Origin of the sequence: Limnobacter sp. 130 (assembly GCF_902506325.1) — a bacterium.
GTDB lineage: Bacteria > Pseudomonadota > Gammaproteobacteria > Burkholderiales > Burkholderiaceae_B > Limnobacter.
On sequence record NZ_LR732333.1, the window covers coordinates 301,939 to 317,834 of the forward strand.

General features: G+C 52.5%; 13 protein-coding genes. 11 read left to right on the forward strand and 2 right to left on the reverse strand.

What is annotated here, in order from left to right:
• Positions 1–6 precede the first annotated feature (6 nt).
• Entirely contained in the window at positions 7–411 is a 405-nt protein-coding gene (locus tag FRIGORI9N_RS15350) for a phage holin family protein (protein ID WP_256366131.1), read from the forward strand.
• A complete protein-coding gene (locus FRIGORI9N_RS15355) occupies positions 408–818 on the forward strand; it encodes a hypothetical protein (RefSeq protein ID WP_159572913.1) in 411 nt (136 codons plus the stop codon). The genes FRIGORI9N_RS15350 and FRIGORI9N_RS15355 overlap by 4 nt, the downstream gene beginning before the upstream one ends.
• Here FRIGORI9N_RS15355 and FRIGORI9N_RS15360 read toward each other — a convergent pair.
• Positions 796–2,379, reverse strand: a complete 1,584-nt coding sequence (locus FRIGORI9N_RS15360) for a UbiD family decarboxylase (RefSeq protein WP_159572915.1) — start codon at positions 2,377–2,379, stop codon at positions 796–798. The genes FRIGORI9N_RS15355 and FRIGORI9N_RS15360 overlap by 23 nt on opposite strands.
• A 417-nt stretch (positions 2,380–2,796) precedes the next feature.
• Here FRIGORI9N_RS15360 and FRIGORI9N_RS15365 point away from each other — a divergent pair, with 417 nt between their 5' ends.
• Positions 2,797–3,657, forward strand: coding sequence for a lytic transglycosylase domain-containing protein (locus tag FRIGORI9N_RS15365; RefSeq protein ID WP_159572917.1), 861 nt, complete (start codon positions 2,797–2,799; stop codon positions 3,655–3,657).
• 9 nt (positions 3,658–3,666) lie between these two features.
• Here the strand turns inward: FRIGORI9N_RS15365 and FRIGORI9N_RS15370 are convergent, their stop codons facing one another.
• Positions 3,667–4,833, reverse strand: a complete 1,167-nt coding sequence (locus tag FRIGORI9N_RS15370; RefSeq protein ID WP_236550924.1) for an aminotransferase class I/II-fold pyridoxal phosphate-dependent enzyme — start codon at positions 4,831–4,833, stop codon at positions 3,667–3,669.
• Positions 4,834–4,956: 123 nt separating this feature from the next.
• Between FRIGORI9N_RS15370 and FRIGORI9N_RS15375 the strand changes: the two genes are divergently transcribed.
• The 8 genes from FRIGORI9N_RS15375 to FRIGORI9N_RS15410 all read left to right on the forward strand — a co-directional run.
• Entirely contained in the window at positions 4,957–7,272 is a 2,316-nt protein-coding gene (locus FRIGORI9N_RS15375) for an NADP-dependent malic enzyme (protein WP_305773823.1), read from the forward strand.
• Positions 7,273–7,357: 85 nt separating this feature from the next.
• Positions 7,358–8,560, forward strand: coding sequence for a patatin-like phospholipase family protein (locus FRIGORI9N_RS15380; protein ID WP_201301514.1), 1,203 nt, complete (start codon positions 7,358–7,360; stop codon positions 8,558–8,560).
• Positions 8,561–8,658: 98 nt separating this feature from the next.
• The gene (locus tag FRIGORI9N_RS15385; protein ID WP_159572921.1) at positions 8,659–10,413 is read left to right on the forward strand and encodes a chorismate-binding protein; all 1,755 of its coding nucleotides are present in this window, start codon (positions 8,659–8,661) and stop codon (positions 10,411–10,413) included.
• 30 nt (positions 10,414–10,443) lie between these two features.
• On the forward strand, positions 10,444–11,703 hold the full coding sequence (locus FRIGORI9N_RS15390) for a putative Na+/H+ antiporter (protein ID WP_159572923.1): 1,260 nt from the start codon (positions 10,444–10,446) through the stop codon (positions 11,701–11,703).
• Positions 11,704–11,724: 21 nt separating this feature from the next.
• The gene (mgtE, locus tag FRIGORI9N_RS15395) at positions 11,725–13,221 is read left to right on the forward strand and encodes a magnesium transporter (RefSeq protein WP_236550925.1); all 1,497 of its coding nucleotides are present in this window, start codon (positions 11,725–11,727) and stop codon (positions 13,219–13,221) included.
• Between the two features lie 14 nt (positions 13,222–13,235).
• Positions 13,236–14,588, forward strand: a complete 1,353-nt coding sequence (locus tag FRIGORI9N_RS15400) for a TIGR04283 family arsenosugar biosynthesis glycosyltransferase (protein WP_159572925.1) — start codon at positions 13,236–13,238, stop codon at positions 14,586–14,588.
• A gap of 20 nt (positions 14,589–14,608) precedes the next feature.
• The gene (locus FRIGORI9N_RS15405) at positions 14,609–15,358 is read left to right on the forward strand and encodes a DUF3047 domain-containing protein (protein WP_159572927.1); all 750 of its coding nucleotides are present in this window, start codon (positions 14,609–14,611) and stop codon (positions 15,356–15,358) included.
• A 119-nt stretch (positions 15,359–15,477) separates the two neighbouring features.
• The coding region (locus FRIGORI9N_RS15410; RefSeq protein WP_159572929.1) for a porin family protein at positions 15,478–15,896 on the forward strand (419 nt) is incomplete at its 3' end.

Genomic DNA, 15,896 nt, shown 5'->3' on the forward strand with positions numbered 1-15,896 from the left:
TTGGCTGTGCTAAATCCAAATGCGAGGGCAGCACTAAAACGGGTTGTCGCCAGCTTGTTGGGCATGACCCAAACCCGCATGGAACTGGCGGGTGTCGAGTTGGCGCAGGCCCGCCAGGCCACGGTTCGCACCGTGATTTGGTCCTTGCTGACCGCATTGGCAGCAGCGTTTGCCTCTTTGTTTATTTGCCTGCTGGTCATTGCTTTGGCTTGGGATACGCACCGATTCCTGGCCATTGCCGGGTGTGCTGCTTTCTATGTGGTGCTGGGCGTGTATTTTTACGTGCAACTGAAAGACACCTTGGCCGCACAACCTCCTTTGTTTGAAGCCACGCTGGCTGAATTGGGTCGCGACAAACAAGCTGTACTGGACAGTTTGAGCAGTGGTGACACCCCTGGGGAGTCGTCATGAGTAAAAAATTCGATGCTCTGGAAGCGCGCAAAGAATTGTTGATGATGAAAGCTCAACTTGAGCGCATGGAGTTTGGCGGTCAGGTTGATGCGTTAAAAAAAGAATTCGCCTGGGTCAATATGTTTCGCCAGTTTGGCGGCTGGTTGGGCAAGCGCAATATGCGGGCGCTTGGGCCAGTGGTCAGCCTCGGAGGCCAGGTTTGGCAGGAGGGCCTGAAAAAGTACCCACTGCTCGGCATGTTGGCCTCGACTGCTTTGCTGCGTTTTCGCAAACCGGTTTCCAAAGTGGCGTTGCGTGCTGGTTTGGGTGCCGTGGCGCTGGCTGCGGGCATGTTTTGGTTTCAAACGAGAAGCCCGTGGGCTTCCCGTTCAGTGGCCGAGTCTTCTACAGACCCAAACGACTCATAAGTTCACGCACGCGTTCATCCAGTTTTGGATCGGGCTGAATGCTGCGGCCCCACTCCCGAGTGGTTTCACCCGGCCATTTGTTCGTGGCATCCAAACCCATCTTCCCACCCAGCCCACTCACCGGGCTTGCAAAGTCCAGGTAATCAATCGGCGTGTTTTGAATCAGCACGGTATCCCGCACCGGGTCCATTCGCGTGGTGATTGCCCAAATCACTTCTTTCCAGTCGCGGGCGTTTACGTCGTCGTCGACCACCACAATAAATTTGGTGTACATAAATTGACGCAAGAAACTCCAGGCGCCCATCATCACGCGCTTGGCATGTCCTGCGTAGGCCTTTTTCATTGAGATCACGGCCATGCGGTAGCTGCAACCTTCGGGCGGCAGGTAGAAGTCCACAATTTCCGGAAACTGCTTTTGCAAGATGGGTACAAATACCTCATTCAGTGCCACGCCAAGCACAGCGGGCTCATCCGGTGGTTTGCCGGTGTAAGTGCTGTGGTAAATGGCATCGTCGCGCAGGGTGATCCTGTCGACAGTGAACACGGGAAACCAGTCTTGTTCATTGTAATAACCGGTGTGGTCTCCATAAGGGCCCTCTAGCGCGCAGTCCCAACCCTTCAAGTACTCAGGTACTGGTGGCGGCTCGCGCAACACGGTAACGCCTTCCCGTATTTCCGGCACCTCGCCATCGGTTCTGCCTTTTCGTGCGGCCACGGCAATCGGGTGTTCGTAGGGGTAAATATGGCCTTCCAGCACCATTTCCGCCTCTGCAGGCACTTGCAGATCATTGCCCTTGCAGGCCACCAGTTCTGTTCGGCTACCCCGCAGCAAACCGGCAAATTGATATTCAGATAGCGTATCCGGCACCGGCGTGACCGCGCCGAGGATAGTGGCTGGGTCGGCGCCCAAGGCCACTGAAATCGGGAAAGGTTGGCCAGGATGTTTCAAGGCGTGGTCGCGGAAATCGAGCGCGCCACCCCTGTGGGCCAGCCAGCGCATGATCAGGCGGTTTTTTCCAATTTGTTGTTGTCGGTAAATACCCAGGTTCTGCCGCTTGCGATTGGGCCCTTTGGTGACCACCAAACCCCAGGTCAACAGGGGGGCAGCATCGTCGGGCCAGCATGTCCAGATCGGAATCTGGTTAAGGTCAACGTCTGGGCCCTCGACGACGTTTTCCTGACATGGTGCTTTACTGACCACTTTGGGGGCCATCGACAGCACCTGTTTCACCAAAGGCAACTTGTCCAGTGCATCGCGCATTCCCTTGGGTGGCTCAGGTTCTTTCAGGTAGGCCAAGGTGCGGCCGATGTCCCTTAGTGCTTCGGTGTTGCTGGCGCCCATGCCCATGGCCACCCGTTTTGGTGTGCCAAACAAATTGCCCAATACACGGTGTTTGTAGCCTTGCGGTGCGTCAAACAACAAGGCGGGGCCTTCAGCGCGCAATACCTTGTCGCAAAGATGGGTCATTTCCAGAACTGGACTGACTGATTCGGGGACTCGTTGAAGTTCACCTTCTTTGTAGAGTAAATCGATGAAGTCTCGAAGGTTCTTGTATCGCATTGTGAAAAAAACTACCTGTTTGTGGTCCGGAAGGAACAGTTAACAAGAAATTACAACCCATACCTAGAGGGCTTTTTCAAGCCCCCCAAAAGCGCATAAGGCCTCGTTTTAGGGGTATGTTCTTGTTTTGAGTAGAAAGACTCTACCAGATTTTGCATTGACCCCTGTCCGGGTTGACCCTAGAATCCGCTCAGCTTTGTGACAGGTATCACCTAAGTCACACAAACGCAGTTGGAGGGCAAAACTTAAGGGAACTTAAGTCAGCCTAACTTCATCTTAAGAGTGCTTTGACCATGTAGTGCAAGTAGTAAATGGTTAAAGCAGAACGTTCTGCCTCACGGACAAAATGGAGGCAGATGCACCGCTGAGTCAAACAATGCAGGGTTAAGCCTGCGTTTGCGTAGCAGAGGAGGTTGCATGAAGCAGTACGAAACCGTTCTGAGCGTCAATGGCCAGCAGGTCCAGACCCCGAACTTGATTCAATCATTGAAAAACGCCGTCACCGGTCTTGGTGTGGCCACATCGGTTCTGGTAGCGGGTGCAATAGCAATATTGCTGTCCAATGCCGAACTTCGCAGCCAGGTGTTTTTCTCTGCCCCAGTGCAGGCAATATTCGCCACTGAAATTGACTTGCTTAGTACTGGCCTTGCGGCTGGTGGCGCAGAGGTTGTAAATACCACTGCCAAGTCACCTGCAAATTCATCCGGTTCTAAAAACCTGATGCCAGTGAAGTTCAACTCGGTTGATTCGAGCAAACCACTGACAGCAGGTCAGCGGCAGGTTACTTCTTACCTGGCCAAACGCTACAGCGTGTCGCCTGAAGCCGTGGAGTCGATTGTTCGATTGGCTTACAAGGTAGGCAAGGAAGAAAAGGTAGAGCCAACCCTGATCCTGGCGATCGTGGGTATTGAATCTTCCTACAATCCTTTTGCTGCCAGTCCGGTTGGCGCTCGCGGCTTGATGCAGGTGATGCCTAAAATTCACAAAGACAAATTTGAAGCATTGTCACCCGGTGACTGGTCCCCTTTGAACCCTGAAATGAACATGCGAGTGGGTGCCAAAATCATTCGCGAGTACACACGTCGTACAGGCTCCGTTAGTGCCGGTTTGCGTTGGTATGTGGGTGCAGCCATTCATGGCAATGACGGTGGCTATCCTGGCAAAGTGCTGTCGCTTAAATCACGCATTGATTCAACCTACCAGCAAGGTCATCTGGTGGCGTCCCGCGAGAACAGCGAAAAAGTATCCGCTGTAACAGTGCCAGGCTCTGAAGGCTGATCTCTCAGGTCAACTTCGATTAAAAAATTGTATCCGTTCGATGGCAGTCTCTAGCCTGTCCATCGAATTGGCATACGAGAATCGCATCATTTCCTCCCCCCGAAATTCTGAAAAATCCTTGCCGGGCACGGCGCATACCAAAGCCTGCTCCAGCAATTCTTTGCAATAGCGCTCGCTGTTGTAGGGTGACTTCGCGTAAATGTAAAACGCCGAATCGGGCGTTGAATGCAGTTCGATGCCAGCCTTTGGTAGTGCATTGACCATAAAGTCTCTGCGTGCCTTGAAAATCAAACGTCGCTCCTCGCAAATCGCCAGTGTTTCGCGTGTGAAGCAGGCCAGGGCGGCCCATTGTGCCGGGGTGTTTGGACAAATGCTCAGGTTTTGGGCAAATCGTTCAATTGCTGGCAACAGGCTGTCTGGCACCACCATCCACCCCAAGCGCAAACCTGTCATTCCAAAGTACTTGGAGAAGCTGTTGATGACCACCAAGGGGTTTTGTGTGTTGGGTGCACCAGTCACTTGCAGCACGCTTTGTGGCGGACTGTCGTAGCAAAGTGACTGATAAATCTCGTCAACAATTACAAAGCCATTGCGGGCAGTTACACCATCGACTATTTCCCGCATGGCCCGGGGGCTGAGTTGAGTGCCGGTGGGGTTATTGGGTGATGCCAAAAGTACGCCCGCCGTTTTCGGCGTCCATTGGCTGGAAAGATCGGTCCAGGCAGGTTGAAAGTTTTCTGCCTCTTGGGTTTGTACAAAGGCGGGAGTTCCGCCTGCCATTTGCACAAAAGTTTTGTTGCAGGGGTAACCGGGGTCGGCCAGTAACACTTCCTCGCCCGGGTTGATCAGGGCAAGGCAGGCATACATGAGCGCAGCCGATGCGCCCGAGGTAATCACGATTTGATGCGCTGGTACCCGAACGTGAAAATTAGTCTGGTAATACTGGCTAATGGCTTCGCGCAGCTCGGGCAGGCCCAAAGCCGCAGTGTATCGGGTTTTGTGTGCCGAGATCGCCCGGGCGAATGCCTGCTCAACGGGCTCGGGCATGGGAAAGTCGGGTTCACCGATAGAAAGGTGAATGACCGGTTTTCCCTCGGCTTGCAAGGCGTCGGCTGCTTTCACCAGTTCCATGACATGGAAGGGTTGAACAAGATGACTAAGGCTGGACTGCTTCAATTCTTCACCATTGTTAGTGAGTGGCGCCAACAAGTTGCGCGATTTGTGGAAACCCCTAGGGACAGCCTCTCTGGCTGAGCCTATAATTTTTGGTTCTGTTGTTCACCTCAAAGAGAAGATTATATGGCTCAACCAATGGATCAGCGCTTCAGGCAGGCCGCCCTTGAATATCATGAATTTCCAAAGCCTGGGAAATTGCAGATTTCGGCGACTAAAAGCCTGGTCAACCAGCGTGACTTGGCTTTGGCCTATTCTCCCGGTGTTGCAGCAGCCTGTGAAGAAATCGAAGCAGACCCGTCTACTGCGGTGCGTTATACCGCCAAAGCAAACCTGGTGGGTGTGGTCACCAACGGTACGGCCGTGCTTGGTTTGGGTAACATCGGCCCACTGGCCGCCAAGCCAGTGATGGAAGGCAAGGCGGTGTTGTTCAAGAAGTTCGCCGGTATCGATGTGTTTGACATTGAAATCAACGAGAACGACCCCGACAAGCTGATTGAGATTATTGCCTCGCTGGAGCCCACATTTGGCGGCATCAACCTTGAAGACATCAAGGCGCCTGACTGCTTCAAGGTAGAACGTGCCTTGCGTGGGCGCATGAATATTCCTGTGTTCCACGACGATCAGCACGGCACCGCAATTGTGGTGGGTGCAGCCATTTTGAATGGCCTCGAGGTGATCGGCAAGAAACTGGATGAAGTGAAATTTGTGGTGTCTGGCGCGGGTGCTGCGGCATTGGCTTGCCTGGAGTTGCTGGTTGAGTTGGGCTTGCCGCGCAAAAACGTGTGGGTCACCGACATTGATGGCGTGGTTTACAAAGGCCGCACCACCAATATGGACCCTGATAAAGATTTATTTGCACAAGACACCACAGCTCGCACTTTGGCCGACGTAATCAAAGAAGCGGATGTATTTTTGGGTTTGTCTGCCGGCGGTGTGCTGAAGCAAGACATGGTGCGGGCCATGGCAGCCAAGCCTTTGATTCTGGCGCTGGCCAACCCCACACCTGAAATTCTGCCCGAGCAGGTCAAGGAAGTTCGCGACGACGCCATTATGTGTACAGGCCGCACCGACTATCCGAACCAGGTGAACAATGTATTGTGTTTCCCCTTTATTTTCCGGGGTGCACTCGATGTGGGTGCAACCACAATTACCAAGGAAATGGAAATTGCAGCGGTTCGTGCCGTGGCAGAGCTGGCTCGTAAAGAGCAATCGGATGTGGTCGCTTCTGCGTACCGAACCCAAAACCTGAGTTTTGGTCCTGAATACCTGATTCCCAAACCCTTTGATCCTCGCCTGATTGTTCACATTGCGCCAGCGGTTGCCAAAGCGGCCATGGAAAGCGGCGTTGCAACCCGCCCAATCGCAGACCTGGAAGCTTACAAAGATCAGTTGCAGCAGTTTGTGTACCATTCCGGTACCTTCATGAAGCCGATTTTTGCGGTGGCCAAACGTTGTGTGGCTGAAACACCGCAAACCTCCCGCATTGTGTTTGCTGAAGGTGAAGACGAACGCGTGATGCGTGCAGTGCAGGTGGTGGTGGATGAAGCCATTGCCAAGCCCATCATGATTGGTCGCCCCGCAGTGATTGAGCGTCGTCTTGAGCGCTTTGGTTTGCGCATTAAAGCGGGCGTTGATTTTGAGTTGATCAACCCCGAGTACGATGAGCGCTACAAAGACTACTGGCGCATGTATCACGACTTGACCAAGCGCAAGGGTGTGACCGAGGCTTACGCAAAAATTGAAATGCGTCGTCGCAATACGCTGATTGGTTCAATGATGATTCACAAAGGCAATGCAGACGGCATGATTTGTGGCACCTTCGGCACCCATTCCCTGCATTTGCATTACGTGGATCAAGTGCTGGGTCGCCGTGCAGGCTGCAATACCTACGGTGCAATGAATGGCCTGATGTTGACCAATCGTCAGGTGTTTCTGGTCGATACCCATGTGAACTACGACCCCACTGCCGAACAAATTGCTGAAATTACATTGATGGCGGCTGAGGAAATGTTGCGTTTGGGTGTTCAACCCAAGGCCGCATTGCTGTCCCATTCCAACTTTGGTTCGAGCAATCAACCCTCTGCCGTGAAAATGCGTGAAGCGCTTCAAATTCTCCGCAACATTGCGCCATGGCTCGAAGTCGACGGCGAGATGCACGGCGATTGCGCCATTGACGAACAGGTACGTAACACCATTTTCTCGGGTTCTACCCTGACTGGTGAAGCCAATTTGCTGGTATGCCCAAATATTGACGCGGCCAATATTTCCTACAACTTGCTGAAGTCAGCTGCGGGCAATGGCATTGCGGTGGGTCCAATTTTGTTGGGCTCTGACAAACCGGTTCACATTTTGACGGCGTCGGCCACGGTTCGTCGTATCGTCAACATGACCGCACTGACAGTGCTCGACTCAAACTCAGAGCGGGTTAGTTCAATTTAAACCCGTACTTTAAAACAACAAATGGGCGTGCAAGACACGCCTGTTTTTGTTTTAACTTACCCAAAATGTGTCGCACAATGGTTTCATGAGCGAACACGACACATTTCACAGTGAAGACCATGATGACATCACCGGACTGGTGTTGTCAGGCGGTGGTGCGCGGGCCGCCTACCAAGTGGGTGTGCTGCATCAGCTTGCCAAGTGGTTTGAACAAGAAAACAAGCGCGAGTTTGATTTTCCGTTCAAGATTTTGTGTGGTACGTCGGCCGGGGCAATCAATGCCGCAGCGCTTGCATGTGCTGGGCGCAACTTTTACCAGTCCACTGATCGAATGCTCAAGGTCTGGGAAAACTTCAGTTCTGAGCAAGTATTCCGGTCTGATTCGCTCGGCATTATTCGCACAGGCGCGCGCTGGTTGTCGGCGCTTTCAATTGGCTGGATGTTGCGCAAGCGTCCGAAGTGTTTGCTCGACAATTCCCCCCTGTCTCATTTAATGCACCAGTTGCTGCATTTTCGCAGGTTGGACGAGGCGCTCGAGAACGGTACCATTCACGCCTTGGCTGTGACTGCATCCAGTTACAGTTCGGGGCGCAGCGTGACTTTTTTCCAAACCCAGAGAGCCATCGAAAGTTGGGCGAGAACGCAACGGGTGGCGTTGCCAGACCGAATCACGGTTGAGCATCTCTTGGCCTCCGCAGCAATTCCTTTTGTATTTCCAGCCGTAAAACTGAACATTGAAGGGCAAATGGAGCATTTTGGTGATGGGTCCATTCGTCAGCTTGCACCCATTAGTCCAGCGATTCATTTGGGGGCAAACCGGGTGATGGTGATTGGTTCGAGTCAGTCAGACAAGGACCATACCCAGCCTGTTGAAGTTCAAAACGCTTATCCCAGCTTGGCTCAAATTGCGGGCCATGCAATGGCGTCCATTTTCCTGGACAGTTTGTCGATTGACATTGAGCGCCTGAGCCGGGTGAACAAAACCTTGGGTTTGTTGCCGCCCGAGATGGCGAACAAAACCACATTGAAACCGATCGAGTTGTTGGTCATTTCGCCCTCGGAGCGAATTGATGAGATTGCAGCACGTCACACTCAAGACCTGCCAAGACCAGTGCGTACCTTGTTGTCCGCTTTGGGAGCTACCGAGGCCAGTGGTTCGTCATTGGCCAGTTATTTGCTGTTCGAGTCAAATTACACGCGCGAGCTGATTCGCATGGGTATCGCCGATACGATTGCCAAGCGAGAGGCCGTGTTCGAGTTCTTTCATCTGGGTCAGTCTGGCCGCTGAGTTCCGCGCAAAGCCGCGTTACAATTGACGCTTCGAGGCAGTTCGGGCGTTTTCTTTCCATGTACTCACCTTTGGTTTCCGCTGCTTGGCATGCCAGGATGACTCACGCCGAAGGTGCGGATGGCCTTTGTGTGGCGCATGGCAAGCCTGTTCGGGTGCTCAGTACCTTTGACCCAGGTCAGGTGCGCACCTTGATCGAGCAAGCGCACGATTTGTCCAATCAAGGTTTGTATGTGGTGGGCGGCTTAAGTTACGAGGCTGCGTCAGCATTCGATCCTGCCTTGATTGTTTGTGATTCACCCGACTTCCCCTTGCTGGAATTTCATGCCTTTGAGCCGACTCAGGTGAGTTTGCTGGGTATGTGTGACTTGCAATGTCTTCCTCTTGACCACGCATTGTTGCCGTGGCTGGATCAACAAAACTACGACAATTATCATGACACCTACCAGCAGGTGCAGCAGGCCATTGAGGCGGGCGAGTTTTACCAAATCAACCTGACGACGCGGCTGATAGCAGACAATCCCAAGTTGGATGCGTGGGCGTTATTTCAGCACCTCTATGCCAGTCAGCCTGCACCTCAAAGTCTGTTTTTGCGCGGAAGCACATTCAATGCGATCAGCCTGTCGCCCGAGTTGTTTTTTAGCTGGGATGGCAGCGAATTGCAGACTGCGCCGATGAAGGGAACCCGCCGACCTGTGGCGGGTAGTCTGGATGTGCTTAGCGACAGCGAAAAGGATCGTGCCGAGAATGTCATGATTGTCGATCTGTTGCGAAACGACATGGCCAAAATATGCCAACCCAAGTCGGTGCAGGTGCGTTCGCTTTTCGATGTGATGCATTTGCCCACAGTGGACCAAATGACGTCCAGTATTTCCGGGCGAACTTTGCCAAATGCTACTTTGGCCGATTTGTTTGCGGCCTTGTTTCCTTGCGGCAGTGTGACTGGTGCACCCAAGTCGCAGGCCATGCTGCGAATTTCGCAGTGGGAGCGATCCCCACGAAAATTGTATTGCGGCGCTTTGGGCGTGTTGAGCCCGGGCGGCCATGCACATTTCAATGTGCCCATTCGTACAGTTATAGAGCAAGCCGATGCGTTGGAATACGGTGTGGGTAGCGGCATTACCTGGTATTCCACAGCACGAGATGAAAAAAAAGAGTGGTGGCAGAAAACCACTTTTCTACGGGAAGCCACTTGCGATTTTCAGGTGCTTGAAACCTTGCGCCTGGAACAAGGGCAGTGGCTCAATCTCGATGAGCATGTCAGTCGAATGTCGGCTTCGGCCAATCGGTTTTCTTTTCTGTGTGAAGAACACTTGATACGTCAGAAATTAGAAGACATCGCAAGCGAGAACGCCCAAGGTCTTTTTCGTGCGCGTTGTTTACTGGATGCCCGGGGTGAGTTGACCGTCGAGTTGCATGAATTCAATGTGAATCCATTGCCCGTTGTTGTGCGGTTGGCTGATTCACCCATGCGGGGCAAGCCCGAGTTCGTTCTTCACAAAACCACCTATCGACCTGAGTATTCGTATTTTCAGAATCAGTCCAATGGCGCGTTCGATGTGCTCCTCTTCAGCCCCCAGGGTTTGATTACCGAAACCTGCCGGTGCAATGTGGTGCTGAAAATTGGTGGCGAGTGGTTAACGCCACAAATTAGTGAAAGTGCCGATACTTATTTGTTACCCGGGGTGTTGCGGGGGCGCCTTTTAAGGGAAAATACGATTCGGCAAACCACACTGAATGTGCAAGACTTGCAACGCGCTGATGAAGTGTGGTTGATCAATAGCTTGCGAGGCTGGGTGCCCGTGGCAAAAGTGGTTGATGCACATGACTCGGTGCTTTTTTCTGCCGACTAAAAATAAATAATAATCAAAAAGGGATGTGAAATGAACCCGACCACCATAGAACTGATTGGCGCAATTTTGTTTGCCATCGCAGTCATTCATACTTTTTCTACCAAATACTTTGAGCGCCTGGCGCACACGCAGCCCAACCACGCTGGCCTGTGGCATTTGCTCGGTGAGGTCGAGGCCGTATTTGGTTTCTGGGCCATGGTGCTTGTGGTGTTCATGTTTTTCATCATTGGGCAAAGTGGTGCCGTTGAGTACATTGACACGCGCAATTACACCGAGCCTTTGTTTGTGTTTGCCATCATGGTGATTGCTGGAAGCAAGCCAATTCTGGTGCTGGCTGGTCGCATTGTGCGTGTGGTGGCATCGCTCATTCCGATCGACAGGCAAGTGGCTTACTTTTTCACCACCTTGTCGATTGTGCCGCTGCTGGGCTCTTTCATCACCGAGCCTGCGGCCATGACCCTTGCCGCCTTTTTGTTGCGTGACCGGTTTTACACGCAGGGCATTAGCAACAAGTTGATGTACGGCACATTGGGTGTACTTTTCGTGAACATTTCAATCGGTGGAACATTGACCCCTTTTGCCGCACCCCCCGTGCTGATGGTGGCTGCCAAGTGGGGTTTTGACATGCAGTACATGCTGACCATGTTTGGCTGGAAAGCAGCGATTGCCGTGTTTGTGAATGCGACGGCACTCACTTTTCTGTTTGCCAAAGAACTGACAGCCATGAAAAAGCCCGCTGAAAACGGCCCCAAAGAAGACATGCCATTTTGGGTCATCGCTACGCACTTGCTATTTTTGGTTGGTGTGGTGGTGTTTGCTCACCACGCAGCCATGTTCATGGGTTTATTTCTTTTCTTCCTTGGTTACACGTCGGCTTACAGCCGTTATCAAGACAAATTGATTTTGAAAGAAGGTTTGATGGTTGCGTTTTTCCTGGCAGGCTTGGTGGTGTTGGGAGGCATGCAAGCGTGGTGGCTGCAAGACACATTGAAGGGCATGAGCCCGACCGCGCTTTACTATGGGGCAACTGCATTGACAGCGATTACCGACAACGCGGCACTGACCTATCTTGGTTCGCTGGTCGAGGGCGTGAATGACCAGTTTAAGTATGCGCTGGTGGCTGGCGCGGTAACGGGTGGCGGTTTGACCGTAATTGCCAACGCGCCAAACCCTGCAGGCTTTGCCATTTTGCAAAAGTATTTCAACGATGGATCAATTAATGCTGGCAAGTTGTTTTTAGCCGCACTTGCCCCTACGCTGGTGGCAGTTGTAGCTTTTCAGTTCTTTTAAACCGCTTTCGGGAATTTTGCTTTGAGCGAACAAAACATCGATTATCACGATCAAGAGCCAGTCATCGAGCTGCCTCATGATCTCGATGATGCACAGCGGGCTTTGGCCGAAGTGCAGGCCATGTTGCGCAAACAAAGAGTAATCGAGAGTGTTGTTCACAATCAGCAAACTACCGTAAATCCCGAGCGGCAAAGTTTGGTCGAGGAGCTGGTGCACCGCCAACACCTGACCGAACTTGGCAACAAGTTGTATTTGTTGCACCCCGCAGACGTGGCTTATGTGCTTGAAAGCCTGCCGCAAGAAGACCGTATGTTGGTGTGGGGCTTGGTCCGTTCTGACCGCGACGGTGACATTCTTCTCGAGTTGAGTGATGCAGTTCGGGAAACGTTGATCAAGTCCATGGACAGCGAAGAACTGTTCGCTGCCACTGAGTCGCTTGATGCCGATGAAATTGCGGAACTTGCCCCCGACCTGCCGCGCGATGTGGTGGAGAAACTGGCCAGCAGCTTGAGCCTTGAGGAGCGCGAACAATTGCGCGCCGCCATGAGCTACCCCGAAGACACCGTGGGTGCGCGCATGGACTTCGACATGGTGACCATTCGCGACGACGTAACGCTTGAAGTGGTGCTGCGTTACTTGCGCCGGTTTGACGAGCTGCCTGATCAAACCGACCAGGTGTTTGTGGTTGACCGCGTGGATCATTTCAAGGGCAGTTTGCCCTTGGACCGCTTGCTGGTGAACGAACCGGAAACACTGGTGAGCGAGGTCATGAGTCGTGAGGTGCTGATGTTGTCGGCACTAGATGATGCCTACGAGGCTGCCCAGGCTTTCGAGCGATACGACCTGGTGTCTGCCCCTGTACTCGATCCATCGGGCAAGTTGATCGGCCGTTTGACCGTGAACGAAGTGGTGGACGTGATTCGTGAAGAAAGCGAAGCTGATTTGCTCTCGAGCGCCGGTTTGCGTGAAGAAGAAGACTTGTTTGCGTCGGTGTGGGAGTCGGCCAAAAACCGGTGGTTGTGGTTGGGTTTGAACCTTTGCACTGCATTTTTTGCCAGTCGTGTGATCGATACATTTGAAGGCACAATTGCGAAAGTGGTGGCCTTGGCCACCCTGATGCCGATTGTGGCTGGCATTGCAGGTAATTCGGGCAACCAGACCATGACCCTGATGATCCGCTCCCTGGCATTGGGTCAGGTCACGGCAGCCAACTTCAAGTTGCTGTTGAAAAAAGAACTGGCGATCGCCGGGTTGAATGGATTGGTGTGGGGCAGTGTGGCGGGCCTGGCGGCCTGGGGGCTGTACTTCGGGTCGCCCAATGCGGTCATGTTGGGTTTGTTGATGACACTCGCAGTGATGCTAAACCTTTTGGTTGGTTCCTTGATTGGGGTCATGGTTCCATTGGGACTTGAGAAAATGGGCCGTGATCCTGCCATGGGTTCATCGGTGCTGTTGACATTCACGACCGACAGCATGGGCTTTTTCATCTTCCTGGGACTGGCCTCCCTGTTCTTTTAAGGCTGCGGCAGCACATGCCTTTTGTCTCTATCGTCATGCCGGTGTACAACGAGGTGCCGGGCCCCGGTGACGATTCATTGTCGGTTCGAATTCATGCACTTATTGAACTGCTGAGGCAGGGCGACGATTTGTTGTTGGTCGATGGGGGCTCCACTGACCACAGTTGGGCCACCTTGCAATTGTTGGCTGTTCACCCGCAAGTGACTGCAATTCAAAGCGGTAAGGGGCGGGCGCAACAAATGAATTCGGGTGCGGCTCGAGCCGGTGGCGAGGTTCTTTTGTTTTTACATGCCGATACCGCGTTGAATTCTGAAGCCTGGTCGGCTTTTTTGACGAAACTGAATGAATGCCTATGGGGTCGGTTTGACGTGCGCATCGAAGGCAAAAGTGCCTGGTTGCCCGTGGTGGCCTGGTTCATGAATCGTCGATCAAGGCTCAGCAAAATTGGTACAGGTGATCAGGCCTTGTTTGTTAGCCGAGCGCTTTTCAATCGCGTTGGGGGGTTTCCGGATCAGTCTTTGATGGAAGACATTGAATTGTGCAAGCGCCTGAAGCGAGTTGCACCGCGACAATTCCTTGCCATTTCCTCTCCGGTATTCACCTCGGGGCGTCGCTGGGATTTAAATGGTGCTTGGGCAACTATTCTATTGATGTGGCGTTTCCGGTTTTTGTATTGGCGCGGTGTGTCTGCTGAGACTTTGGCAAAGCTGTATGCAGACACTCGGCAAAAGTCACCTTTGACGGTGGCCGTATTTGCCAAGTACCCGTACCCTGGGCGAGTTAAAACAAGATTGGCGCCATTGCTCGGTGCTGAACAATGCGCCGCATTTGCGCGATACCTGTTGTTGAGTACCTTGGATAAACTACAAGGCATGAACGTGGTCTTGTGGACCGACGGCGGAAGCGATCAGCAATGGGCTGAGTTGCTGCGTGGCAGGGCAGTGCAGCGTTGTGTGCAGCCAGAAGGGCATTTGGGCAAACGAATGCAAACTGCCGTTGAAACTCATTTAAAGCGCAGTGAACTGGTGTTGCTACTGGGGCCAGATGCGATCGAGTTTACCCAGGCCGATTTGCATGAATTGCAAAGAGCCGCCAGGCAGTGCGGACTGGCGTTTGTGCCCGCACACGATGGCGGTTATGTGGCCCTGGCGTGCAACCGCAATGTGCCTGAAATTTTCTCTGCCTCCATTGCATGGGGTACCGCCAGTGTGGCTGAGCAAACCCGCGCGGCACTGCAGCAGCAACACTTGTCTGCTGTGTGGTTGCCTTCGCAATTGGACATCGATGAACCCGCTGATCTCGACCGGGCGATTGAATTGGGTTGTTTACCTGTTGATTGGCCAGTGCGTTATCAAGCGACTGAATAGAAATGACGAAAGGTTTTTTTATGATCATTTTGGCGCGAAAAGCACGTGTTTTTAAAGTACCTGCATTGCTTGCTTTGATGGGTGTGTTGAGTGGTGTGAATGCTCAGGACATCAGTTCATTGAAGCCTTGGCCTGCGGAACCCGCTGCGGGAATTCCTGCACCCTGGAAGGCGCAGTACCACCCGGATATTGCTGCGCATACTCAATTCAAACTGTTGAAGCAGGGTGATCAGACGGTGTTGCAAGCGGAGGCTGATATGGCCTACGGGACCTTGGTGCATCCGTTTTCCAAGCCGGTGGTGCTGAAAACTTTGAGTTGGGATTGGCAAGTATTGATGCAGCCGACCAAGGCCAATTTACAAACCAAGGCAGGCGACGATGCCGGAGCGAAGGTGTGTACCTTTATTCAGATTGATGAAGGAAAACTCGGTTTGGGAACTCGCCTCGCTTTGGCTGCGGCGCGTACTTTATCCGGTGAGCGTTTGCCCGCTGCAACCTTGTGTTATGTGTGGGGAACGCCAGGTGAGAAAACAGGGCAAGTGTTTGACAACCCCTACACCGATCGAGTGAAAAACATCGTGATTCGTGATGCTGCAAGCGCCTCCGGCTTGATTTCCGAGAACAGGGATTTGCAGGCCGACGCGCGGAAAGCCTTCGGCAAAGAATTGCCGGAAGGCCCCGTGATGTTCACCGCCATTGCGTTGGGTGCCGATTCAGACAATACCAAGTCGAAAGCCAAAGCCTTGTTTGGTAGTCTCAGCGCACAGTAGTAGGTGCAACTAGAACAGGGTGCTTATTTCAAGTGACGACACAACCCCCAAAATGAGTAAATTACTTACAAAAGTAAATTAATCTATAGTGCAGACTTGTCTCTAGGAGTAATGTCTGCATGAAAAAACTAATTCTCGCCTCAGCTCTTTTACTGCCTGTTTCGGCCATGTCCATGACCTTGGACAAAAGTCGTTTGTACATGGGTGGTTCTTATTCGAACATAGATATTCAATCTGATGGTGTTTCTGTTGACCTTTCTACTCTGTCAGTTGTGGGCGGATTTCGAGTTAATCGATTTGTCGCTTTAGAGGGCCGTTTGGGGCAAGGTCAAAGTAAAGGAAATTTGGCTGGGGCGGTTATTGAGGTTGATCGTTATTTGGGTTTGAATTTAGTGGGCACCTACCCGTTGGGAGATGAGAATTTTCGAATCTACGGTAGCCTCGGCTATAACGACTTAGAGTTGACGTTGTCCGCGCCGGGGCTTCGAGGAAGTAATTCTTATGATTCAGTAAATTATGGGCTGGGTATCTCGTATGT

Excerpts from the sequence above, each read along its gene's own strand:
- FRIGORI9N_RS15355 (WP_159572913.1), top strand. The coding sequence starts at position 408 with ATGAGTAAAAAATTCGATGCTCTGGAAGCGCGCAAAGAATTGTTGATG.
- FRIGORI9N_RS15360 (WP_159572915.1), bottom strand. The coding sequence starts at position 2,379 with ATGCGATACAAGAACCTTCGAGACTTCATCGATTTACTCTACAAAGAA.
- FRIGORI9N_RS15365 (WP_159572917.1), top strand. The coding sequence starts at position 2,797 with ATGAAGCAGTACGAAACCGTTCTGAGCGTCAATGGCCAGCAGGTCCAG.
- FRIGORI9N_RS15375 (WP_305773823.1), top strand. The coding sequence starts at position 4,957 with ATGGCTCAACCAATGGATCAGCGCTTCAGGCAGGCCGCCCTTGAATAT.
- FRIGORI9N_RS15380 (WP_201301514.1), top strand. The coding sequence starts at position 7,358 with ATGAGCGAACACGACACATTTCACAGTGAAGACCATGATGACATCACC.
- FRIGORI9N_RS15385 (WP_159572921.1), top strand. The coding sequence starts at position 8,659 with ATGACTCACGCCGAAGGTGCGGATGGCCTTTGTGTGGCGCATGGCAAG.
- FRIGORI9N_RS15390 (WP_159572923.1), top strand. The coding sequence starts at position 10,444 with ATGAACCCGACCACCATAGAACTGATTGGCGCAATTTTGTTTGCCATC.
- FRIGORI9N_RS15400 (WP_159572925.1), top strand. The coding sequence starts at position 13,236 with ATGCCTTTTGTCTCTATCGTCATGCCGGTGTACAACGAGGTGCCGGGC.
- FRIGORI9N_RS15405 (WP_159572927.1), top strand. The coding sequence starts at position 14,609 with ATGATCATTTTGGCGCGAAAAGCACGTGTTTTTAAAGTACCTGCATTG.